Raw genomic sequence first — 22883 nt, forward strand, 5'->3', positions numbered from 1 at the left:
ATATACAGTCCATTTAATATATCGGCATTTTTTTCATAAATTTAACATTTATAGAAATTAATATTGGGACGGACCTTTGAGTAAAAAAACTAAAAGGTCCGCCCCTGACTTTTTTACAGATTGAATTTGCTTACCAGTTCGTTTAATATGTGTGACTGGCCAGACAGTTCCTCGCTGTTTGCAGCGCTGGCTTCTGCCGATGCTGCATTTTCCTGAACAACTGATGAAATTTGTTCTATTCCGCTCTTTATTTGATTTACGGAAACAGTCTGATGCGAAGATGCACTTGCAATTTCAGCAATCAGCTCATTAGTCTCATTTGTTTTATTTACTATTCCGGACAATGATTTTCCTGCCTCATCAGCAAGAGCTGTGCCCTTGTTGATTGCATTTATGGAATTTTCAATCAAAGCTGTTGTCTGCTTTGCAGCTTCAGCAGATTTTCCCGCAAGGTTTCTCACTTCATCTGCAACAACTGCAAAACCCTTGCCTGCAGAACCTGCCCTTGCTGCTTCAACAGCAGCATTCAAAGCAAGTATGTTTGTCTGGAATGCTATGTCATCAATTACTTTAATTATTTTATTTATTTCTCTTGAAGTCTTGCTGATTTCATCCATTGCAGAAAGCATTTCACTCATCTGCACGTTTCCTTTCTCTACTTCACTGGCTGTTTCCTTGGCCTTGTTTCCTGCACTTACAGCATGCTCAGCATTGTTGACTATGGTATGATATATTTCATTAATTTCTGCCGACAGTTCTTCTATAGCGCTTGCCTGCTCTGTTGTTCCTTGAGCCAGTACCTGTGCTCCGCTTGACACCTGTTCAGCATTCATATTTATTGATTCAGAGGATTCCTTGATTTTGCCTATAGTTTCCTTGAGAGTATCTGAAAGTGAAAGCAAAGAAACTTTTAATTTTGCAAACTCACCGTCATAATCATTTTTAAGTTCAACGTTTAAGTTTCCTCTAGCCATTTCATTTAGCACATATTCACTTTCAGCAATGTATGCTATATAAGATTTGAGTCGTGCTGTGAGACTACCTATTGACTGGGCCAATTCGCCTATTTCATCGTTACTTTTTATGTTTATTTCTGCATCAAGTTCACCCGCAGCAAGTTTATCAGTGATATCAGTTATTTTTTTGATTGGTTTTGTCATCTTTTTAATCATTACCGTCATCACAGCCAGGAGCGCAACAATCATGACTGCAAATATAATTACAATTGACATAATAATCTTTTGTGTATGAGATGTGAATTCATCCTTTGGCAGCATTGATAGTATCTGCCATCCTGTATTTCCAATTTCAACGCTGTTTCCAATATATGTTTCACCGTTGTATGTAAATTCTGTGACTTCTCCGGTGCGGCTGTTTACAGACTGGATCATATTTTCACTTATGTCTATGTCCTTTATGGATTTAAGAAGGCTGTCTTCATCCTTGTGTCCTGCAATGATGTTATTTTCAGTAAGCAATGTAAAATTCCCTGTTTCCCCCAGCTTATAGTTTCCTACCATAGCTGTCAGCTTGTCAATGGCAATATCCACAGCTGTCAATCCTATGACCTCATTGTTCACAGTTACAGGAGCAGAAATAGTTATTACAATTCCTCCTGTTATTGCATCAAGATAAGGATCTGTTATATTTACTTTTTTTTCTGTAACTGCCTTGTAATAGTCCTTGGAAGAAACATCGTATTCTTCCTTTGAATAGACTGTTGGCGAAACAAGATAAAAATCACCTTCAGCAACATATGCTGACAAGATTACATCCGGATTTGCCTTTTGTGTTTCATCTACTGTCTGTCCTGCAATCATAAATCCTTCTGTTTCTAAAAGGGTATCTCGTCCTTCTGCATTTAACATAAAGTTCTGTAAATTCTTATCCTGTGCCATTTGCTCTACTATTGCAATATAACGTTCAAAAAATGCATTTGCTTCATTGCTGACGCTTTTTGTGGTTTCATTCAGGATATCCTTTTCACTGTTAGTAAAATAATCGTTGACTGTCATTCCAATTACGACACCTGTTGCAAGGAGAGCTAAAAAACATAACACAAACAATGTTAATGTTATTTTGCTTGCTATTGAAGTTTTTCCTAAAGTAACTTTTACCTTATTGCTATTTCTTTTCATAAATCCTCCTAGCCGTTCCTAATTTTTTACTGCAATCATAATTTTTTTAGTAATATTACTTAAAATATTACTGAGGACAGACCCTAATTAGTGTCCGTCCCCGCAATGATTCGTCCCCGTATTACCCCACAATGACATTATGCTTTGATATTTAGCTGTCCCAATGATGATGCAGGCTCATTGAGTTTCGCTTTAACAAGCTTTATTTCATCACTCAGATTTTTTCTGATTTGCTTGTCCATTTCAATTATTTCTTGAACAGATTGATTAATGAGTTTCTTAATGTTTTTTATTTCGTCTGTATCATTTATGCTGTTCATTTTTATAATTTTTTCATCTATTTCTCTTACTGCAACAATGTATTCATTTCTTTTTTCAACCATTGAATTTACATTATCATAGTCAGTTTTTAGTGAAAGTTCTGCTATTTCCCTTGTGAAGCTATTTAGTCTTTCAACAGCTTCAAGCTTTGATTTAAATAAATTTTCCATGAGTCACCTTAATTTTTCGCTGATTTTGAAATTTTATCAGCTTCTTCCCATGTATTTCTCAAATCCTTCACCAAAGGTAGTATGTTATCTATGTTCTTAATTGACTTCATGGATGAAGCCAGTATAAGTTCCTTGTTAAAAAACATGTACATTTCTCTTAAATCCTTGGAGATTGCATAATTGTCATCAAGCGTAACAATGAGATGATTAAAAATTTTCCTGCACTTTTCAAGGTTGATGCTGGCATTTTCAAAATCGTTGTTTTCCATCAATATTTTGCTCATATTCATTTTTTTAATTGCTTCATCGTAAAGGAGCACCAGCAGTTCTCCTCTGGTCATTGTATTAACTGAAGTCTTTTTATATTGCTCAAAAGCGCTTATCATTTAATCTCCTTTCTAACCCATCATGTCAGTGAAATAGGAACTTTGAGAGTTAAGCTTATTCAAAGTTGTCTCCAATGATGTAAACTTACTCCAGTACCTTTTTCTTTCAACTTCCATCTTGTCCTTTAATTCTGCCATTTTGTCATCATAGTCTTCTATTCTTTTAGAAATATTGTTCTTGTCTGAAGTACGCCCGCTGTCAAGCCCTGCTTCATCAATGAGAATACCGGATGAACCGTATGCTCCCACATTTGCCACAAGCAATTCTCTCATCTGTACAGCTATGCCTGAAATTCCGCCTTCAACAGACGTAGATGCCGAAAACAGGTTTGCAATTTCATCAGGACTCTCAAGCAATTTCGCCTTTAATTTCTCCTCATCTATTACCAGTTTTCCACTGGTGTCCATCGATGCAGAAGAAATACCTATATCGGAAAGTGCCAGGCTGCTCACTGAAGTCTTACCGGTCATGGCTTGTCGCATCTTCCTAAGCACACTGTTCATGTTGCTGTCACCATAAAGCACTCCCTTTCGGGCTTGTTCGGTCCAGTCCTTTATTTCGTCTTCTTCCATTTCATCCTGCTGGTCTGGTGTAAGAGGCTGATAGTCTCTGTTAGGTTTTTCTTTTGTTTTTGTATTCAATAACTCTATTATTTCATTGTAATCATTTATAAATCCCTTAATTCTCTCAACTACTTCATCAGCATTGTTTGTAACATTGAAGCTTACGTCAGTCAGCCCTACTGATTTTTTATTCAGTTCTATGTTGATTCCATCAATTGAAAAATTGGCAGTGCTTCTAACTACAGAAGTTTTTACACCGTTTAATGTATAGTCCATTACAGTGTCTTTACCATTGACTACATTTTGATACGTTGCATTTCCGAACAAAGCTTCTGACAGATTTCCGCCACTTACTTCTTCAATTTTTACAGCCATGTTCGACCCGGTTTCATCAGCTTTGATTGAAAAAGTGTCTGTGGTTGACAAATATGAAATTGTTACTTTTGCATCAGCATCGTTGTTGATTTTTTTGATTATATCGTTTAATGATGTGCTTTTTTCAAACTCAAAAAGCTTGTCGTTTATTTTTATTGCATATCCGCTGTTGCCATTTGAAAGTGTTGTTTCATTAAGCCCAAGCTTTAAACCAGCTTCACCTATTGCAGAAGTTTTATTCAATCTGTTGCAGTCACCTGATTGAATTCCTGTAAAACTGCTTAATTCTGCACTAATACCGCTTACGCTGAACAGATTTGTGTTTGAACTGCTGTCCACTGTTTTAAATGTCAGTTTTTTTGTGTCCAAACTGTCATAGCTAACTTCAACTTTTCCGGCTCCATAACTTTTATCCAGTTCAGTCTGCAAATAACTCTTAAGATCCGAGCCGTCTGTTAACCCTTCTTTTAAATATATAGTCTTTGAAACTCCGTTATAATCAAATTTAAAGTATGCACTTGTATTTGAAAATACATCGGACTGTGTCCTGGTTAATTTTTCATTGTCTACTGTCTCTGTCTCTAAGGACGAAGCAGGCTCACCAACCTTCATTTTAAGAAACTCTAGAACATCATTACTTGCAGCTGTAAGCTTTGTTGTTGTTCCTTCGGGTGAGTTAATAACCAACCTGTTATCCCCAGATACACTGTATCGCAATACATTATCGCTTGCGTCAGTAGAAGTGCCCCCATTCAAGTCAGCTATTTTTTCAATTTGGCTGTTGAGCTGGTCAGCTACATCCTGTAAATTCACCTTCTCGTTTCCCAATCCGAACTTGCTGTCAATGGTGAGCTTGTATGACTTGCCTCCATATTCAATGTTCATGGAATCTCCTGCCAGAGATGACAGGTAGGTGCTCAGACCATCTGAACTAAAGGACTGAGCGGATGCTTTATATGTGGAAGTCATGGAAGCATAATCTGCTACACTTGATATGCTGTCTATGGAGAAATTTTGAATATTTGCCTGATCTCCGGACACATTTACATAATCAGATGTAGATTTAAATGAGTATGCCTTGAAAAAGTTTGAACTCATAATATTTGTTTTTGACCCAGATGAATAAGAAAGATACTTGTTGTTGAATGAAACAAGCTTGGAGCTTATTTCCCTGTATGCCTGCTGTTTGTACAACAGCTTTTGTTTTGCTTGGTAAGCCTTGTTTATTTTTGATTTTGTTCCTGACAGCATCTGATTTACCAAATCGTCTGTGTCAAGTCCAGAAACCAGTCCTCCAAATCCTTTGCTTGTTGATGAGCCATATAAGCTTGTTGATAATGTTGACATTTTTTCCCCTTTCTGCTGCCGGTAAATTAATTGGCAACTCCATATTATTTATTCAAATGCTTTATAAGTATTTCTGCTATATCTTCTACATCCGATTGAACAATCACAGCCCCTATGTTGAATGCAACCATTGGCATTCCATAAACAACAGAGGACTTTTCATCCTGTCCAACGGTAAATGCACCTGTTTTTTTCATATTCAAAAGTCCTTGTGCTCCGTCCTTGCCCATTCCTGTGAGGATTATCCCCACGGAATTTTTGCCGGCATTTTCAGCTACGGAGTTAAACAATACGTCAACTGACGGGCAGTGACCGCTAACTTTTTCGCCGGGCTTGCAGGAAACATAGTACCCCTTGTCGTCCTTTGCAAGCTTCATTTGTTTATCGCCTGGAGCTACCAGAACCAGACCTTTTTCAACTCTGTCTCCGTCCAGTGCTTCTCTTACTTCCAAATCGCATATTTTATTGAGCCTGTCAGCGTACATTTTTGTAAATCCTGGCGGCATATGCTGAGTGACCAGTATTCCCGGCATATGAGCCGGAAGTGATTTTAAAATTGTGAGTGTTGCTTCCGTCCCTCCTGTTGAAGCTCCAATTGCTATTACTTTTGAAGAGGATATTTTTTCAAGCTTTTTTGTTTCAGGAACTTTAGACGATGTAAAAGGAACAAGCTTTGCTATGGAAGCAACTTTTATTTTTGTTCTGATTTCTCTAAAAAACATCGGCAGATCGTTTTTAGAAGACATATCCGGTTTCTTGACAAAATCAACTGCTCCTGCATGAAGGGCATCAAAGACACTTATGTTCATAGAACTAACAAGAACAACCTTCAATGGATTTTCCTCCATGAGCTTTTTTAAAAACACCAATCCACTCATCTTTGGCATCTCAACATCCAGGGTGAGAATGTCAGGCTTGAGGGATTTTATTTTTTCAAGAGCATCCACGGGATCAACAGCCATTCCCACAACTTCTATGTGAGGATCTTCGCTTAATTCCTTTTTTAAAACATTTCTGAACAGAAGAGAATCATCTGTGATTAGAACCCTTATTTTGTTAATTATCATAGTTATTCCTTTCTGTATATTGCAGGACTTATGTACATGAATTTTGATTGGTTTCTCTGTATTGTTTCTGCATGTCCAATCATTAAGTACCCCTGCGGTTTTACAGCTTCATAAAACTTGTTAACAATATTCATCTTTGTTTCTGCATTGAAATAAATCATTACATTTCTGCAAAAAATCACATCGTACTTGTTCTTTTCACGGATGGTGTCCATGAGGTTGAATACTTTGAATGTTATATTCCTTTTTATTTCCGGAACCACCTGGTATCTTCCGTCAGGAGTTTTTTCAAAATATTTCTTCTTGTAGGATTCAGGCAGCTTAGATAGGCTTTCCTCAGCATAAATTCCTTCCCTGGCTTTTGAAAGAACATTTTCTGATATGTCTGAAGCAAGAATTTGTATTTTCCATGAAGAATTGAATTTAAAATAATCATCCATTACCATTGCCAGTGTATATGGCTCTTCTCCAGAAGAACACCCTGCACTCCAGATGTTCAGCACTTTCATCTTGTTGTTTTTTTCTTCATATGGAAGAAACACTTCCTTCAAGAATTTGAAGTGGTTTTCTTCCCTGTAGAAATATGTGTAGTTTGTCGTAAGCTTGTTGATGAGAAGTGTTATTTCTTCCTTGTCATTTTTCTTTATGCTTTCAAGGTACTGGCTGAAACTGTTCATGCCTTTTCGTTCTACTAAATTGGACAGCCTTCCTTCAATCAATATTCTTTTTTTTGAAAGGTCTATGCCGTAATTGCCATGCATTATTTTTACAAATTCCAAAAATTCGTTATCTGTTAATTTTACCATACTTACATACTTTCTATTAGATTTCCTATGTCTAGGATTAAGTTGATGCTGCCGTCTCCGAGTATGGAACAGCCGGAAATTCCAGATTCTTTAAGGCTGTACTTTGCAAGTATGGGAGGCAGTGGTTTTACTACAACCTGCTGTTCCCCAACAATTTTATCCACAAACAAGCACAGGCTTCCGTCACCTGATTCCACAAGTATCAGTATTCCGTCATCAATATTGGTGATTTCAGTTTTTATGTTGAAGTACTCATTAAGTCTTACAACAGGATAGCACTTGTCTCTTATGAGGATCATTTCACCGCCGTCAGTGTTGTGTATTATTTCTTCTTCAGTTGTCTTGAAAGACTGCTGTATATTTTTAATAGGAATTATGAATTCTGAATCTCCAACTACAATCTGCATACCTGACACTATAGTCAATGTCAAAGGTATTTTAAATGTAACGACGGTTCCTATGCCTTCCTTGCTGTCTAAGACTACAGTTCCTCCGACTTTTTCAACATTTGACTTAACCACATCCATTCCAACGCCTCTTCCGGAATATTCTGTTACAGTTTCATTGGTTGAAAAACCAGGAAGCATGAGGAATTGGAATATTTCTTTAGGTGTGTAATCACCTTCTGATTTTGTGAGAAGATCCTTTGATTTTGCTTTTTCTAGTATTCTTTTCAGTTCAAATCCTCTTCCGTCATCTTCTACAGTTATGTGAATTTCACCGCCTGTGTTGGATGCTGAAAGCCTAATAGTACCTTTTTTGTTTTTACCTTTGTTTATTCTGTCATCCTCATATTCTATTCCATGGTCCATGGCATTTCTCACAAGATGCATGATGGGGTCAGAAATTCCGTCAACTATTGTTTTGTCTATTTCAGTTTCTTCCCCTGACAAAATAAGTTCAACTTCCTTGTTCAATTCCTTTCCCATGTCTCTTACAATACGCTTCATTTTCTGGAATATTCCGGATACCGGCACCATTCTCAAAGACATTACAATGTCTTGAAGCTCATCTGTAAGTTTTCTCATCTGTCTTGTGGATTTTGTAAAGCTGTCAAGGTTGAGCTTCTTTATTTCATTGTCGGCTGCAACCATTGATTCTGCAATTACAAGCTCTCCCACTATGTTAACAAGCTTGTCAAGCTTTGAAAGATTCACTGTGATTAAATTTTGCTTGCTGTGCTTTGCTGAAGATTCCACCTTTTCTGTTTTTTCCGTCTTTGCATTCTGTACAGGCTTTACTTCATTGTTTTTAGCATCTGTATGTGATGAATCTTTTTTTGTTTCTTCATTTTGAATATTTTCATTGTATTCCAGCACTGTATAATTTTTTACATTGAGCGCTTCTCTTATGACACCCACAGCAGGTTCAACAGATTCCTTGTCAAACAAGTAGACGAAAAATCCTTCTTTAACAATTTCATGAGATGTTTCACTTATTGTTTCAACGTTCTGAGGCTTGTAGGAAAAATCAATGCCTGTTTCTTTCAATTGGTTGACAATCATGAAAGCCCTTAAATTTTCCATTCCTATGTCGTCATCAAATATAACCTTTATTGCATATTTTTCTTTTATATGCTTGTTAGTAACGTCCTCCGTCAGAACTGCTTCTTCTGCTGCAGAGCCATTGTTTGATATCACCTGCAGAAAATCAAATATTTCTTTTTCAAAATGTTCCAGATTTTCTTCAAGTTCTTCACCCTTTTCTATTTTGGATATTTCTCCCTTTATAAAATCTGTAAATTTAAATACGAGATTTACAAGTTCCTCATTGTATTTTTTGTCTGCGCCGTTTTCTCTTATGTAAAAAAATAAATCTTCAATTTTATGTGATATTGTCATGATGCTATTAAACTGCATCATTGCGGATGAGCCTTTTATAGTGTGCATTATTCTAAATATTTCATCTACGCATTCTTTGTCAAATGCCTGCTCGCTTTCTGCTCTCAGAAGTATATCGTCCAACTGTTCAAGCAGCTGTCTTGCTTCAAAAAGATACATGTCAAGCACAGAATCAAAACTATTATCCATTTTAGGTCTCCTTAATATTCCTATCTATCTTGCTTTTTATATCGGCAAAATTTGAAATTTATTAAGCATAATAGAGAATTTTTTTAAAATTTATATATAAGCGGCTTATTAAAATATTAAATATGACGATATAATAATTAGCAAAACTGCTTATTCTTTGTTATAATATTATATAATTAATTTCAGGAGATTCTATGTTAGACAACAATATAAACATAAAAACCCATAATCCCGTAGACAACAATAATGCCAGCAAGCCAACCCATAAGCCGGTACAGGTTGCACCACTTGATGTTGCTGACCCGGCAAGGGTCACCAGGACACCAAAACAGGATTTCGGCAGTCAATCCGGTCAAAACCAACTAAACTACAATCCGGATTCTGTATTTGAAAAATTCATTAAATCACTTGGAAATTCTCCTGTATTATCTGAAGGAGCTAAAAAACTGCTCTTGAACAAGCAGTTTATCAATTCTAACATTAAAAGCGATTCTGTTTTAAAGTCTTTATTTGAAACATTTTTAAAAAGCATTGAGATGGACGAAACTGAAATTTTAAATTTTCTCAAGTTTCAGCATGGATCATATACAAAGTTTCAAGGCGACTTTTTCAATTCATTGAGAAGTTTATTAAAAAGCAACCCTGACAACAATGATTTTAAAATTGTACTCAGAAACTTCTTAAAAAGCTATGATTGTTTTGTTTCAGTTGATGAAACAAACAAATCCATCAATGCAGCCCTTAAAAACATAGAAAGAAATCTGCCTGATATGCTTAAAAGTTCCTTCCGTGAGCTTACAGACAAGCTGTTGAATAATTACTCGTCAAATGGCACGGACATAAATTTAAACCTATTAAAAAATGAAATACTGCCATTTGTGGGAAGATACATTTCAAAAATGAATGATTTCGGTCCAGTAAGAGATTACGTTTCTGTCCTTATTCACAACATGGTCAGACTGGAAAATGCATCAAGAGATAATTTTTCTGAGAATCTGGATAATTTGTTTGAATTTGTGAGATATAACTTCAGCTTAGATGAAGAGGATATGCAAAAGCTAAAAATGTCACTTATAGATACATATGAAACAGCTTCAAGCAAAAAAAATGATTCCGTTGATTCGTTTTTAAAACTCATTGATTCAGGCATTAAAGAAAGCAAAAATCTTGTAAACAAGGGGACCATGGAAGATATGGCAGAATCCCTGCTTTTCAGTCAGGATGTCCACATCCCTCTGACACACATGTTCTTGCCGCTGAATTTCAACAACATGTTCATGTTTTCTGAGATATGGATTGGAAAGGAATTTGAAATTTCCGAAAAGGACAAAAAAAGCAAGCAAACTTATGTGCAGACATACAAAGTTTTTATAACATTTGACATACAAAATGTAGGTTATTTTGAAACAACACTTGTGCTAAAAGAATCAAGATTGTCACTTGACATTTATGTTCCAAATTGTCTGACAGGCTCTATTGAAACAATCAAAAATGACCTTAACAATATTCTCAGTAAAGATAATTTATCAGCTTCATCTTTAAATGTTAATGAAAGTATAAGAAAAAGAAGATTCAATGAAGTCTTCAGCAATTTGTCAGAAAGGAAAAGCGGTGTAGATGTCACAATATAAAAACAATTCAAACTCAAAAAGAGCAGCAGCATTAAGGTATGACGCAGGGAAAAACAAAGCACCTGTTGTAATTGCATCAGGTTCAGGCTACATTGCAGACAAAGTTGTTGAAATAGCTGAAGAAAGCGGAATACCAGTATACAAGGATGATTCACTTTCTGTGATACTTTCGCAGCTTGATGTAGGGTCAGAAATTCCTGAAGAGCTTTTCAGTGCAGTGGTTGATATATATGTTTACTTTTTAAATTTCAAACTTCCTAAAAACGAATCTTAAAAAATTATGACATAATGATACTAATACAAAGGGAGGAGTTATATGGACAACTCAGGACTTTTAGTTAAAGTTTACAATTTAAATAAAGATTTGAAAGGTATCGGTACGTTGTTAAGCATTAACAACGATACAATAAAAATCAAGGGAAGTGATCTTCCTGAAATCAAATCCGGAACAAAGGTCTATATTGAAATATACAATGAACTTACAGGAATTACACCTTATATTTGTGAAATAGGCATTGCCTCAAGAAATCAGCTTAATGCACACATCAATATCAGGGAAAATATTATTGAGCGAAGAAATTCATTGAAAGTTAGAACAGATTTGTCTTTCTATATTGAAAACCTCATTAGAAATGGCGAAGATATTACAAAAGATGTACCCAGCATGAAAATAAACGTGCTCAATTTAAGCGTCGGAGGAATGTTAATTTCATCTAATTATGTTTTATTATTAAATGATGAAATAAAATTTTACTTTCAATATGCAAAGTATCAGCTCATTTTAATCAAAGCAAAAGTAATCAGAATCGACAAAAAACAAGATCCAGATAATGAAAATATTGAAAGCGTCAATTACGGATGTTCATTTGAAAAAATGGCCGGATACAACGAATCGGTTATCATGCAGTATTTGTATGACAGGCAGCTTCAACTTTACAGGAACAGGTAGGTAAAATGAAAAAAATAATTTTATTAATAACCATGACATTGCTGTTTTCCATAAGCCTATGCAGAGTTTACGGAGCAGAAAGCAATTATTTGAGGGCTAAATTTACTGAAAGCACAGTTTCGGGCACCAATTTCAAGGAAATAACAATAACGCCCTACCGCTACCAAAACGGTAGAAAATTAGAAGACGATGAAGAAACATCTTATTACATATACCTTCCTTCCGGTTATCAGGTAATCGGAAAAAGTGCAACCTTTGTGGCAGACAGAGAAGGAGAATATCCATTCACAGTTTATTACTCCAATTATAAAAAAACATTTGTGTACAAGGTGGATGACATAGACGAAGATGAAGATACAGATGATGATGACACTGACATTAGCTTTGAATATGAACTGGAGTATGATTATGAGAAAAAACAGATCCTTTTTCATATGGAAATAGACAAGCTAAGGAAAGTCATAACTACTAAGAGCACTTCTGTTACAAATGAAGTAAACTATTACGTAGATAATTTGACCAACAACGCGCCTAGTGAGTTCAGCATTACAATAGATGATATGAACTATGACTATAAAATTATCAAACAAGGAGAGTTTTATCTCTTGATTGAGCTTTGGCCTTTGAATTACGACAACTACAGCACGCTTGTGGAATACAAGGGTTATAATTTCACAAATAACTTTAACTACACAGTATTTCCGTCAAAAGACATATATGAAGACAACGGCAATTATGAAGCATTAGTTAAATCCACAGAAGGTTCATCGCAAAATTTGTTCATATTTAACATTGATGATATTGATTACAGAAGGCCCGAGCTTGAAACAGAACTGCAGGACGACGGAATGTTTTACCTTGAAATGAAGGACGACTTTGGACTTGACTACATGATTACCTTTGACGGAAAGTATGTTCCCATAGGCAAATCCACAGCAGTTAAAGACTTTAAATACACCCATGCTACAGCCATAGCCTATGACGGCGAATATATTTTCACTGTGGTTGACAAAAATGGAAACAGAAACGTTAAAACAGTAAAAGTTGATCATAAAAAAACTGCAAAAAAACACAAACTTAACCTGGATGTGCACGAAGAGGACTATTCAAAAGAATTATTTGAGAACAAAGGTCTCCCATATGATGACTCTAAAGATGAAGAGACTTATTTTGAATCAATGATTCCTTCTTATATGAGCGGCAGCAATTTCCTGTTCAAGCCAAATTCACCTATCACAAGAGCTGAAATGGTCACAGTCTTCTGCAGGCTCAATGATTTGCCCTATGACAGAAACGCATATTTGAAGGCAAAATTTACAGATATTGAAACACACTGGGCAAGGGATTACATTTCCATGGGAAGCGCAAAAAAATTTGTTTCAGGATACAAGGACAAGACTTTCAAACCGGACGGATATGTTACAAGAGCAGAGTTCTGCCAAATGCTTACAAAAATCAGCGCATACAAAGCAAGACTAACCGCAATCCCGGCTTCAAGCAACTACAACTTCGATGACACTGCAGGTCACTGGGCAGAAAGCGAAATAATAAAAATAACAAGCAGGGATTTAGTAACAAGCTCAGGCAGCTTATTTTATCCGGACAAGCCAATTTCAAGGGCTGAGGTAGTACATGCCATAAACATGCTCTATGGATACAACCCTTCAAAACTGGAATTGAACTTCATTAATTCAATGTATAAAAAGTATTACCGTTTTACAGATATTGAAGGTCACAAATATTACAACGACATAATTATTTCTGCAGTAGGAATGTACAGGGAAATAATCCAATAAAGGAGTGAACGTAATGGTAGTAAACTACATGGAAGAAATAGTTGAAAATTATCTTAACAACGTTTTAAAAACCGACAAAACATACGCAGATACATGCAAATGCTCAAGCTGCATGGATGATATGATGGCAAAAGCCTTAAACAATCTGAAACCTTACTACATAACAACCAAAAAAGGGGAAATATTTGCTGAATACTCTTCCTTGGAAACGCAGCATCAGGCTGAAGTTATCACAGAAGTTATAAAAGCTATAGAGTTCGTAACAAAAAACAAAAAACATCAATAAAAAAACTCCGGAAACGGAGTTTCAGACCATTGACAAACTCCATTCTCCAAATTGTAGGGGCGGATCTTGTATCCGCCCGCGGGAGGACACGAGGTCCTCCCCTACATATTGAATTAACTTTGTCATCAACCTGAAACTCCGGAAACGGAGTTTTTTTAAATTACTTTTATGTTTTTGGCAAATGATTTTATGGTAAGATTTCCTGTATTGCTGTCAAAAATTATTGTTCTGCCATAGTTTTCTCCTGTGTCTGTTGCCACAAGTTTTATTTTTAAATTTTGAAGAGTTTCTTTTGTGGCTAAAACATTTCTTTCACCAATGTTTCCGATGGTTGAGTTGCTTTTTATTTCAAACATCTTGGCTCCTCCTGCAATTTTTGCAACCATTCTGGAGCGCAAGCAGCCCATCATTTCCATTTTCTTTACCATTTCAGCTATTCCCGTATCAGCATATTTGAATATATTTGCCTTATCTTCATTTTTGTTGTATGGAAGCATAATGTGAGCCATCCCCGCAATTTTAAGCACTTTATCTGTTATGCAAATTCCAACACATGATCCAAGGGCATATGATATGAGCCCTTCCGGTGAAGTCACTATCTTCATGTCAGATATTCCGACATTTACTTCTTGGCTCATATTTCCATTCCAAACTTTCTAAGTAGAATTTCCAGGGATGACATGCTTGGCAATAGAAGCATGTGGCTGTATATGGTTTCTTCCTGACAAAAGTATTTTTCTCTTATGAAAATTACCCTGTCTGCTGCTTCTGAAAATTCTGCGGTAACCGCATCAAGAAGAGCTCCTGACATGTCTATGTTAAGACTTGGAACCGTTATGTCAATTGCCATGTTTGTGAGAGAAGATATTGAATTTACATAGGATGATACCATTATGTTGCCTATTTCCGACAATGCTGACATTTCCATTTCGGAAATATCCTCGAAACCATGAAGTTCAGTGCCTAAAAGCGAATTCAAAATCATATGCACAAATTCTTTTTTAAGTAAAAACAATATTACTCCTTCAATTTCACCTTCAAAGCTCACTAAAATTCCAACGACTATATTTTCTGCTCCGCCTATGGAATTTATTACATTCTCATAATCAAGCAAACTTACTTCGGGAACATTCATGTCAATTCTCTTTGACAACATTTGTGAAAGAGAAGTTGCAGCGTTTCCTGCTCCTATATTTCCTATTTCCTTTAAAATATCTATATGAATTTCGTTTAACTCCATTTTGCCTCCTTGACTCTTTTTTCATTCAAGGTCAGACGGATTCAATGGCACAACTGATATGTCGTTTCCATCATTGTAAATCTTGCTGTAGCTAATATCCTGTCTTACCCTGTGCTTCATCCATCCAATTGTTATTCGTGTGTTCGCGTACATTATTCCTTTGCAGACTATTTTATGATTGGCTACATTGTCTGTTGGAACAATTTCAGTGAGCTGTCTTTGCAAATCTTGTATTTCATTGTTTACCTTTATCTTTTTAAGCACTAACTGCTTCTTAATTGAATTTTTGCTGTTGGCATCCATTCCTGAACTCATTATAACATCATTTTTTTCTTCTATCTCTTTAAGCTCTTTATTTTTCAAATCCAATTCCTTTTGAAGGCTGTCGTTGATTTTTTTCTTAGCAGCATAAAGCTTTTGTTCTTCCATGTATCGTGTCAAATTTATAATTACATTTGTTTCTGCGTTTGTCTTGCTTCCGATGGTCTTTGCAAAAATCATGTTTTCAGCCTGACTTGTGCCTCCTATTATTGCTGCACTTGAACCACGAAGTATTATTGATTCCTTTGCAGTCACATCACTGTTAATAAGAGCTTCCGCATATATGCATTTATCTGTAACAATTGTTGCATTTTCAATATACTTGCTTGTTATATTGCCTTTGGCACATATTGTTCCTTTTCCCATGCCGTTCATTCCCTTGCCTATAACAACTTCTCCCTCAGCTTTTATGTGGGCACCTTCGACCATACCGCGTATCTTTATGTCTCCTTTTGAAACAACTGAAAACCCTGCTTTCACATCACCGTTTATTACCACATTCCCAACAAAATCTATGTTACCTGTTTCGTTGTCCACATTTTCAACCTTGTAGACGCTTTCCACATAGACTTTGTCATTTAGTATTTCAGCACTTCCGTCTGAAGATGCAAGAAGCTTGAGGCCGTCTTCAGACACATATGTGTTGTTACCGCTGTTGAATGAAACTGTACTGCCTTTTTTATAAGCTACTACATCTCCATAAACATCAATTCCGTCCTCCCCTTCCTGCACAGGAATTATGTGGCAGAGGACATCGTTTTTATTGACATTTATAACATTGTTCAAATTGTGAAAATCAATTGAACCGTCTTCTTTTTCTGTAAATCTTAATCCCTTTGAAATATCGAAATCATAAACAAGCTCTGCGTCTTTGCCATTTACAGGCTCTTTGCCGCAAGCAGCCGTAAGTTCCTTACTATATTCCTTGTCTTGGCAATATGCTCTGATTTCGTTTTCTCTTATTCCGTAAATTATTCCCTGTTCAGCCAGATAGTTTAATATATCCTCTGGGCTGATTTGTGCTTCTTTGTCATACAGCTCTATTCTTATGTAAGTTTTTAATTTGTTCGCTGATACTAAATGATTAATGTTATACTTCGGCAGTGCTTCAACACTTTGAACATCATTATCCTCCACACTGTCCTGTACGCTGTTAATTTCTTCCATAGTATCGCTCCTTTAGTTATTTAGCTTTTTAAAGAGTTTATTGTTTGTTCGATTTCATCTGCAGTCTGTATTACATTTGAATTAAGCTGAAATGATCTTTGAATTTGAATAAGTTTTACCATTTCTTCAGCCAAGTCAACATTGGAAGATTCCAGGAATCCTTTCATAACCCTTGAGTTTTCTGAGAGGCTGTACTCTGCATCTTCATTTGCAATACGAAACAAATTATTTCCTGCCTGCATTAAGTCACTGTTATTCATAAACTCAAAAACGCCTACATCTATATTATCGTCAGTATTTTCCAAAATTATAGGTTCTTCTTCACTATTTAAAACAAAACCTCCCTGATAAGTAAGGTAATTTTCATCGTCAATATTTGTTACCTGAAAACTGCCTCCTCTTGTATACAAGTTTTCTTCTTCAAACTGTACAGCAAAATAGCCGTCTCCCGCAATTGCAAAATCGGTTTTCCCTCCGGTGGAATACATGGCTCCCTGATTGAACATTACGTCTACTTTATTAATTCTGCTTCCGCTTCCTGACTTCATTTCAGTGTTTTCTCCTTCAGGTCCGCGTATGTTTGTATACATCAAATCAGAAAACTCTGCCTTTGACTTTTTAAATCCTTCTGTCTGAATGTTGGCCATGTTGTTTGAAATAACATCTAGATAATTTTGATTGCTTGTAGCTCCGTTTACTGCTGTGTAATATGCTTTAATCATAATTGCTCCTTATTGACTAATATTATAAAATTACGATATTTTTTCACTTTTAAGCGACAAATTTCCCGGGAAATGAAACTAATTAAAATTAATTTATTTTCCCAATTTCATTAACAGCCTTGTCTTGAATCATGTCATATATTTTGAATGCCTGGGCTGCTGTCTGAAGTGCTCTCTGAGATGACATGATATCTGTCATTTCCTTTGTTACATCAACATTAGATCTTTCAATTGTACTGTTTAAAACCTCTGGATTTTCTACAAGTTCAGGATCTTCAGTTGATGTGTACAGACCTTCTCCTGTTTTGTTAAGACTGTTGTAGTCAAGAAAATCATATACTGCAAGTCTGTCAGCTTCTTCTCCGTCAACATAGATTATTCCGTTATTGAACTCAAACTCATCTGTTCCAACATATATTTCTCCGTATTCACCCTGAACCCTTCCTGCTCCCTGAAGAACAAGGTATCCTTCGTTGTCTATATTGAAGCTGCCGTTTCTTGTGTATAAAATTTCTCTTCCATTGTCCACTGAAAAAAAGCCTGCTCCCATAATGGCAAAATCAGTTTTTCTGCCTGTCTGCTCCAGCGTTCCCTGTGAATGTATGGTATTGTTTTCAGCCATTGTCCTTATAACAGAAACATTGTCCAAAGGAACTGCTTCTTCATTTATTCCATCCTGCTTGTACTTGTTTATGAAAAGACTTCCAAAGTTAGTTGTAACAGCTTGTTCTTTCTTATATCCGGCAGTATTAAGATTTGATATGTTGTTGCTTGATATATCAATTTTTCTTTGCTGTGTGAGCATTCCTGATGTTAAAGCATAAAATCCTCTTGACATAAAACACCTCTTTATTTTTTATCGTACATATATTGTCTTATTCCATGTTCCAGTTTCTGAAGAGCTGAAGTATGTATCTGCGATATTCTAGAATTGCTGATATTTAAAATTTCTGCTATGTCTTTAAGTTTCAGTTCTTCTTTATAATAAAGGGATACAACCAGTTTTTCTTTTTCATTTAATTTGTTTATGCTGTCTTTTAAGATTTCATAAAGTTCTTTAGTTTCAAGTTCCTGTTCCGGAAGCTCATAACCTGAGCTTGTTTCCAGTTCCCGTAAATTTGTTTCGCTCAACAGTTCTTCGAAGGACAGCATGGCAGTGCCATGGGCATTTCTTACAATGTTGTTGTATTCGTACATATCCAGCTTCAGGTGACTTGCAACTTCTTTGTCCTCAGGCTCTCTTCCCAGCTTGAAAGTAAGTTCATCCTGAGCTTCCTTTACTGTCTTGAAGTCATTTTTAACCTTTCTTGGTATCCAGTCCTGTTTTCTGACATAGTCAATGATAGATCCTCGTATTCGAATTGTTGCGTATGTTTCAAACTTGATGTTCTTTGACAGATCAAACTTGTCTATGACATCAATAAGCGCAATTATGCCTTCGTTCACTATGTCTTCCACATCACCGTACTGTTGATAGACACCTCTTAATTTCAAAGCGATTATTTTAACCAGGTAGCTGTATTTTTCTATAATCTGGTTTCTTATTTTTATGTCTTTTGTAAAAGCATATTGTTCCCACAAATAATTTTCATCAACAGTTGTTGTTTTCTCAGTTAAAATCATATCATCACTCTCTCATACCAATTAAATTGCAATATTGCCTAACGCTTGTATCTGTGTTGAATTATCAATTTCGTTAAATGATAACACAATGGCCTTTGGATAAAATTGATCTAAAAGTTTTCTGAAATATCCCCTCACAAATGGAGATGTGAGAATAATGGGAGTATTCAGCTCGCTTTTCAGTTTGCTTATCTGTTCTAAGAGCTGTCCCACAAGCTTTTGCATTACCTCAGGGTCTATGGACAAATAAGATCCTCTTTCATTTTTGTTTATTGCGTTTATAATTATTTTTTCAACATCGGTGCTGAGTGTTATTACCTTTATTTGTCCGCCTTCAGACCATTTTCTTGTAATTGTCCTCTTAAGAGACTGGCGAACATATTCTGTGAGCATTTCAGTGTCTTTTACGGAAGAACCGTAATCGCCTATAGTTTCAAGAATTGTTTCCATATCCTTAATTGGAATTCCTTCTCTAAGGAGGTTTCCTAAAATTTTCTGGAGATTTCCCTGAGAAACAACTCCTGGAACAACTTCCTGAACCAGCAGCTCATTTTCTTTCTTTATGTTGTTCAATAGCTGGTTTAAATCCTGTCTTGATAACAGCTCATGGGCATGTACCTTAATGACTTCCGACAAGTGTGTTAAAAGCACCGATAAAGGATCAATTACTGTGTAACCGTATATTTCTGCGAGTTCCTTCTTATCCTTTGTAATCCACTTGCTTGGTATGCCGTAAGCAGGTTCTATGGTTTCTATGCCGTCAACTTCACCAGACAGACTTCCCGGATCAAGGGCAAGGAAATATTCAACCAGTATTTCTCCTCTTGCTACTTCCTCTCCTTTGAGCTTGACCACATACTCATTGGGGTTTAAGTATCCGTTGTCTCTCAGTCTCACAGAAGGAACAACCATCCCCATTTCCTGGGCAAACTGCCGTCTGAACATTACAACCCTGTCAATGAAGTTACCGCCGCTTGCCTCGTCCACCAAAGGAATAAGGCTGTATCCAACTTCCATTTCAATCGGATCTATTTGAATGAGTTCATATATGTTGTCAATGTTTCTGAAATATTCTTCTTCAGAAGGTGCAGGAGCTTCGCTGCCGGTTTCTTCATTTTCATGTTCAATGACTTTTTCACTGCCGCCGTCAAGAAGCTTGTATCCTAAAAATATGAAAACAGCTGCAAGAGTAAATGTCTGAATTTTAGGAAAGTTTGGTATGAGACCCATTACTATTAACACAATTCCTGAAATTATCAGTACTATAGGCTGTGATTTAAACTGGCTTGTCAAATCCACATTCATGGTTGATTCTGAAGCAGCTCTTGTAACAATCATGCTTGTTGCCGTTGATATCAAGAGAGCGGGTATCTGTGAAACCAAGCCGTCTCCTACTGTTGAAATTGAATATGTCTGAACTACCATGGCAAATGTGGAACCGCCCTGAACCATTCCTATTATTACTCCGCCTACAAAGTTTATGGCGGTAATAATGATTGACATGATGGAGTCGCCCTTGACGAATTTAGTGGCTCCGTCCATAGCACCGTAAAAATCTGCTTCTCTTTGTATGTTGTTTCTTCTTCTCTTTGCTTCAATTTCAGTTATTATTCCTGAGCTTAAGTCGGCATCTATTGCCATTTGCTTTCCGGGCATTGCATCCAGTGTAAAACGAGCAGTTACTTCTGCGATTCTTTCAGCGCCTTTGGTGATTACAATAAACTGAACCAAAACAATTATTATGAACACTATGAATCCTACTACTGCATTGCCGCCGAGGACGAAGTTACCAAATGTTGCAATTACTGCTCCGGCATTCCCGCTGTTTGTAAGTATAAGCCTGGTTGAAGAAATGTTTAATGACAACCTGAACAGTGTAGTAATGAGCAAAAGCGAAGGAAAAACTGAAAATTCCAAGGCTTCTTTTATATACATTGTTGTGAGCAATATGATTATGGACAGTGCTATGTTGATAATAAACATCAAATCCAGCATAAACTCCGGAAGAGGAATTATTATCATGAGTATTATTGCTATTATGAATAATGAAATGGAATTGTTAAGTATCTTCTTCATATTTTATTGTTTTTCCTTTTCCTTTAACCTGTATACCCATGCCAGTATTTCTGCAATAGGTTCGTAATATTCCAATGGTATTTCGTGATTTATTTCTGTAGTTTTATATAATGCCCTTGCCAAAGGGATGTTTTCAACAATATTAATGTTGCTTTCTTTTGCTTTATCTATAATCCTCAGTGCCACGTTGTCCTGTCCTTTGGCCAGAACAATTGGAGCCCGGTCTTTTTCAATATCATATTTTATTGCTACTGCAAAATGTGTAGGGTTTCTGATTATTACATCGGCCTGTGGAACCTGCTGCATCATCCTTGAATAGGATATGGCTCTTTGTTTTTCTTTGATTTTTCCCTTGACCTTCGGGTCCCCTTCCATTTGCTTGTATTCTTCCTTGACTTCCTGTTTAGACATTTTGATGTTCTTTTCATATTCCCACCATTGATACAAAAAGTCAAAAGCTGAAATAACAACGAATGCTATTACTACCTTTTTAACAATCGCCATAATTGATGTAAATATAAAATTTATTCCTGATAGCAAATCAACCTGTGCAAGTTTTGGAACCTGCAGCAGATTTTTCATTATGGATGAATAAATCAAGTATCCAAGTATTGCGATTTTAATAAGATTTTTTATGACTTCCACAACAGACCTGATGGAAAACATTCTTTTTATCCCTGAAAGAGGATTTATCTTTGAAAATTTAAACTTTATGTTTTCTTTTGATATGAGAAACTTTGTCTGTGCTCCTGTAAATATGATTGATGTAAACATTACAGCAACCATTATTATACCCACGCTGGACAACAATGTCCATGTAATGTCTTTTACAAGCAGTGACAGGAAGTTTCCTTCTATGCTGTATGTTGAAGTCATCAGTGAAACATATTTTCTGAAGACATTGCTTGTATATTTATAAATGTGTGGTCCCCAAAAATCCAGCATTATAAATGATATGGCAATGACCCCAACTGTTACAACATCCTTGCTTTGAAATACATTACCTTTTTTACGTTCATCCCGCCTTTTCTTGGGGGAGGCTTTCTCGGTTTTTTCTTCGCCTGCCATGTTTATTCCTTTTACATTATTTCTATGTTATCAGTGAACTTAGGCTGTTCCTTACCTGGTCAAACATAAGAGTAAGAACCTTATCAATAAATGTTGAAAATGTGGGCACAAGTATAAGTATCAGCAGCAGCCCCACTATTATTTTCAATTGGACATTTACTGAAAACACCTGTATTTGAGGAATTGCTTTCATTAAAACACCAATGCCCGACTCTAAAATAATTTCCACTGCCATTAAAGGCATTGCTAATTTCAGCGACAATGTAAGTATTTGAGAAAACATCTGAACCATGTTCCTGAACAAGTCCTGAGGTATCTGGAAAGATCCTATTCCTATGAGCTTGCAGGAAGTCATGAATATTTTTATGAGTGATATGTGCCCATTGGCGCTGAAGAACAAAAATATCAAGATTATATTTAAAAAACTTCCAGTAATACCTGATGAAATATTGCTGCTTGGGTCATATATTTTTGACATTGACATGCCCATCTGCATGTCCATTACTTCTCCTCCTATTACAACTATGCTGAAAAACAAGTTGATTATGTAGCCTATGATGTATCCTATGAACAGTTCCTTTATAATAAGGACCATGTATTCAATATTTGTGCTTATTACCATATCTGCCTCGGGAGGAAGCATTCCGTATGCTGTAACTGCAAAAAACAAGCTGAGGGATATTTTAAATATTGAAGGTAAATTTCCTCTTCCGAATATCTGGTTAAAAAACACACATCCGCTCATTCTTGCAAGTATTAATAAAAAATAAGTTATATCTCCAGTAAGTGTCATATGCACC

21 protein-coding genes are annotated in these 22883 nt (G+C 36.1%); 5 read left to right on the forward strand and 16 right to left on the reverse strand.

Translation table 11 applies throughout. From position 1 onward, the window contains the following. Positions 1-113 precede the first annotated feature (113 nt). The 7 genes from LY60_RS13240 to LY60_RS13270 all read right to left on the reverse strand — a co-directional run bounded on the left by LY60_RS13240 (position 114) and on the right by LY60_RS13270 (position 9204). On the reverse strand, positions 114-2138 hold the full coding sequence (locus tag LY60_RS13240; RefSeq protein WP_145084719.1) for a methyl-accepting chemotaxis protein: 2025 nt from the start codon (positions 2136-2138) through the stop codon (positions 114-116). A 137-nt stretch (positions 2139-2275) separates the two neighbouring features. Next, a complete protein-coding gene (fliT, locus tag LY60_RS13245) occupies positions 2276-2629 on the reverse strand; it encodes a flagellar protein FliT (protein WP_145084722.1) in 354 nt (117 codons plus the stop codon). 8 nt (positions 2630-2637) lie between these two features. Beyond that, positions 2638-3015, reverse strand: coding sequence for a flagellar export chaperone FliS (gene fliS, locus LY60_RS13250; protein WP_019229699.1), 378 nt, complete (start codon positions 3013-3015; stop codon positions 2638-2640). A 12-nt stretch (positions 3016-3027) separates the two neighbouring features. After that, positions 3028-5301 (reverse strand): flagellar filament capping protein FliD, encoded by a 2274-nt coding sequence (gene fliD / locus LY60_RS13255; protein ID WP_145084725.1) that lies wholly within the window; start codon positions 5299-5301, stop codon positions 3028-3030. A 44-nt stretch (positions 5302-5345) separates the two neighbouring features. Then, on the reverse strand, positions 5346-6368 hold the full coding sequence (locus tag LY60_RS13260) for a protein-glutamate methylesterase/protein-glutamine glutaminase (protein WP_212633490.1): 1023 nt from the start codon (positions 6366-6368) through the stop codon (positions 5346-5348). A gap of 2 nt (positions 6369-6370) precedes the next feature. Next, positions 6371-7174 (reverse strand): CheR family methyltransferase, encoded by an 804-nt coding sequence (locus LY60_RS13265; RefSeq protein ID WP_145084728.1) that lies wholly within the window; start codon positions 7172-7174, stop codon positions 6371-6373. A 2-nt stretch (positions 7175-7176) separates the two neighbouring features. Beyond that, positions 7177-9204, reverse strand: coding sequence for a chemotaxis protein CheA (locus LY60_RS13270; RefSeq protein WP_145084731.1), 2028 nt, complete (start codon positions 9202-9204; stop codon positions 7177-7179). 194 nt (positions 9205-9398) lie between these two features. On the opposite strand from LY60_RS13270, the gene LY60_RS13275 reads away from it, so the two are divergent. From LY60_RS13275 to LY60_RS13295, 5 genes are read left to right on the forward strand one after another with little or no spacing between them, the layout of a single operon-like run. Further along, complete coding sequence (locus LY60_RS13275) at positions 9399-10835, forward strand: hypothetical protein (protein ID WP_145084734.1); 1437 nt, start codon at positions 9399-9401, stop codon at positions 10833-10835. Continuing rightward, the gene (locus LY60_RS13280) at positions 10822-11109 is read left to right on the forward strand and encodes an EscU/YscU/HrcU family type III secretion system export apparatus switch protein (protein WP_145084737.1); all 288 of its coding nucleotides are present in this window, start codon (positions 10822-10824) and stop codon (positions 11107-11109) included. Before LY60_RS13275 ends, LY60_RS13280 begins: the two co-directional genes overlap by 14 nt. A 42-nt stretch (positions 11110-11151) precedes the next feature. After that, the gene (locus LY60_RS13285; protein WP_145084740.1) at positions 11152-11784 is read left to right on the forward strand and encodes a PilZ domain-containing protein; all 633 of its coding nucleotides are present in this window, start codon (positions 11152-11154) and stop codon (positions 11782-11784) included. A 5-nt stretch (positions 11785-11789) separates the two neighbouring features. Beyond that, positions 11790-13580, forward strand: a complete 1791-nt coding sequence (locus tag LY60_RS13290; RefSeq protein ID WP_145084743.1) for an S-layer homology domain-containing protein — start codon at positions 11790-11792, stop codon at positions 13578-13580. Positions 13581-13593: 13 nt separating this feature from the next. Next, on the forward strand, positions 13594-13866 hold the full coding sequence (locus LY60_RS13295) for a late competence development ComFB family protein (protein ID WP_145084746.1): 273 nt from the start codon (positions 13594-13596) through the stop codon (positions 13864-13866). 155 nt (positions 13867-14021) lie between these two features. Here LY60_RS13295 and LY60_RS13300 read toward each other — a convergent pair whose 3' ends face one another. The 9 genes from LY60_RS13300 to fliR all read right to left on the reverse strand — a co-directional run bounded on the left by LY60_RS13300 (position 14022) and on the right by fliR (position 22876). Further along, a complete protein-coding gene (locus LY60_RS13300) occupies positions 14022-14504 on the reverse strand; it encodes a chemotaxis protein CheD (protein WP_145084749.1) in 483 nt (160 codons plus the stop codon). Next, positions 14501-15106 (reverse strand): chemotaxis protein CheC, encoded by a 606-nt coding sequence (locus LY60_RS13305; protein ID WP_145084752.1) that lies wholly within the window; start codon positions 15104-15106, stop codon positions 14501-14503. The genes LY60_RS13300 and LY60_RS13305 overlap by 4 nt, the downstream gene beginning before the upstream one ends. 21 nt (positions 15107-15127) lie before the next feature. Beyond that, positions 15128-16594: a flagellar assembly protein A gene (locus LY60_RS13310; RefSeq protein WP_145084755.1), complete on the reverse strand. Its 1467-nt coding sequence runs from the start codon at positions 16592-16594 to the stop codon at positions 15128-15130. A 20-nt stretch (positions 16595-16614) separates the two neighbouring features. Then, positions 16615-17316: a flagellar hook-basal body protein gene (locus tag LY60_RS13315; protein WP_145084758.1), complete on the reverse strand. Its 702-nt coding sequence runs from the start codon at positions 17314-17316 to the stop codon at positions 16615-16617. Positions 17317-17404: 88 nt separating this feature from the next. Further along, positions 17405-18154, reverse strand: a complete 750-nt coding sequence (locus LY60_RS13320) for a flagellar hook-basal body protein (RefSeq protein ID WP_145084761.1) — start codon at positions 18152-18154, stop codon at positions 17405-17407. Positions 18155-18165: 11 nt separating this feature from the next. Beyond that, the gene (locus LY60_RS13325) at positions 18166-18939 is read right to left on the reverse strand and encodes a sigma-70 family RNA polymerase sigma factor (RefSeq protein WP_145084764.1); all 774 of its coding nucleotides are present in this window, start codon (positions 18937-18939) and stop codon (positions 18166-18168) included. Between the two features lie 21 nt (positions 18940-18960). Continuing rightward, on the reverse strand, positions 18961-21015 hold the full coding sequence (gene flhA / locus LY60_RS13330; protein WP_145084767.1) for a flagellar biosynthesis protein FlhA: 2055 nt from the start codon (positions 21013-21015) through the stop codon (positions 18961-18963). 3 nt (positions 21016-21018) lie between these two features. Then, positions 21019-22083: a flagellar biosynthesis protein FlhB gene (gene flhB, locus LY60_RS13335; RefSeq protein WP_145084770.1), complete on the reverse strand. Its 1065-nt coding sequence runs from the start codon at positions 22081-22083 to the stop codon at positions 21019-21021. A gap of 22 nt (positions 22084-22105) precedes the next feature. Further along, on the reverse strand, positions 22106-22876 hold the full coding sequence (fliR, locus tag LY60_RS13340) for a flagellar biosynthetic protein FliR (RefSeq protein ID WP_145084773.1): 771 nt from the start codon (positions 22874-22876) through the stop codon (positions 22106-22108). Between the last annotated feature and the right edge of the window lie 7 nt (positions 22877-22883).

The organism is Sedimentibacter saalensis (assembly GCF_007830175.1).
Lineage (GTDB): Bacteria > Bacillota > Clostridia > Tissierellales > Sedimentibacteraceae > Sedimentibacter > Sedimentibacter saalensis.

Excerpts from the sequence above, each read along its gene's own strand:
- LY60_RS13295 (WP_145084746.1), top strand. The coding sequence starts at position 13,594 with ATGGTAGTAAACTACATGGAAGAAATAGTTGAAAATTATCTTAACAAC.
- LY60_RS13320 (WP_145084761.1), bottom strand. The coding sequence starts at position 18,154 with ATGTCAAGAGGATTTTATGCTTTAACATCAGGAATGCTCACACAGCAA.
- LY60_RS13275 (WP_145084734.1), top strand. The coding sequence starts at position 9,399 with ATGTTAGACAACAATATAAACATAAAAACCCATAATCCCGTAGACAAC.
- flhB (WP_145084770.1), bottom strand. The coding sequence starts at position 22,083 with ATGGCAGGCGAAGAAAAAACCGAGAAAGCCTCCCCCAAGAAAAGGCGG.
- LY60_RS13240 (WP_145084719.1), bottom strand. The coding sequence starts at position 2,138 with ATGAAAAGAAATAGCAATAAGGTAAAAGTTACTTTAGGAAAAACTTCA.
- LY60_RS13325 (WP_145084764.1), bottom strand. The coding sequence starts at position 18,939 with ATGATTTTAACTGAGAAAACAACAACTGTTGATGAAAATTATTTGTGG.
- LY60_RS13270 (WP_145084731.1), bottom strand. The coding sequence starts at position 9,204 with ATGGATAATAGTTTTGATTCTGTGCTTGACATGTATCTTTTTGAAGCA.
- LY60_RS13260 (WP_212633490.1), bottom strand. The coding sequence starts at position 6,368 with ATGATAATTAACAAAATAAGGGTTCTAATCACAGATGATTCTCTTCTG.
- LY60_RS13300 (WP_145084749.1), bottom strand. The coding sequence starts at position 14,504 with ATGAGCCAAGAAGTAAATGTCGGAATATCTGACATGAAGATAGTGACT.
- fliD (WP_145084725.1), bottom strand. The coding sequence starts at position 5,301 with ATGTCAACATTATCAACAAGCTTATATGGCTCATCAACAAGCAAAGGA.
- fliR (WP_145084773.1), bottom strand. The coding sequence starts at position 22,876 with ATGACACTTACTGGAGATATAACTTATTTTTTATTAATACTTGCAAGA.
- LY60_RS13290 (WP_145084743.1), top strand. The coding sequence starts at position 11,790 with ATGAAAAAAATAATTTTATTAATAACCATGACATTGCTGTTTTCCATA.
- LY60_RS13285 (WP_145084740.1), top strand. The coding sequence starts at position 11,152 with ATGGACAACTCAGGACTTTTAGTTAAAGTTTACAATTTAAATAAAGAT.
- LY60_RS13265 (WP_145084728.1), bottom strand. The coding sequence starts at position 7,174 with ATGGTAAAATTAACAGATAACGAATTTTTGGAATTTGTAAAAATAATG.
- LY60_RS13310 (WP_145084755.1), bottom strand. The coding sequence starts at position 16,594 with ATGGAAGAAATTAACAGCGTACAGGACAGTGTGGAGGATAATGATGTT.
- LY60_RS13280 (WP_145084737.1), top strand. The coding sequence starts at position 10,822 with ATGTCACAATATAAAAACAATTCAAACTCAAAAAGAGCAGCAGCATTA.
- fliT (WP_145084722.1), bottom strand. The coding sequence starts at position 2,629 with ATGGAAAATTTATTTAAATCAAAGCTTGAAGCTGTTGAAAGACTAAAT.
- LY60_RS13305 (WP_145084752.1), bottom strand. The coding sequence starts at position 15,106 with ATGGAGTTAAACGAAATTCATATAGATATTTTAAAGGAAATAGGAAAT.
- LY60_RS13315 (WP_145084758.1), bottom strand. The coding sequence starts at position 17,316 with ATGATTAAAGCATATTACACAGCAGTAAACGGAGCTACAAGCAATCAA.
- flhA (WP_145084767.1), bottom strand. The coding sequence starts at position 21,015 with ATGAAGAAGATACTTAACAATTCCATTTCATTATTCATAATAGCAATA.
- fliS (WP_019229699.1), bottom strand. The coding sequence starts at position 3,015 with ATGATAAGCGCTTTTGAGCAATATAAAAAGACTTCAGTTAATACAATG.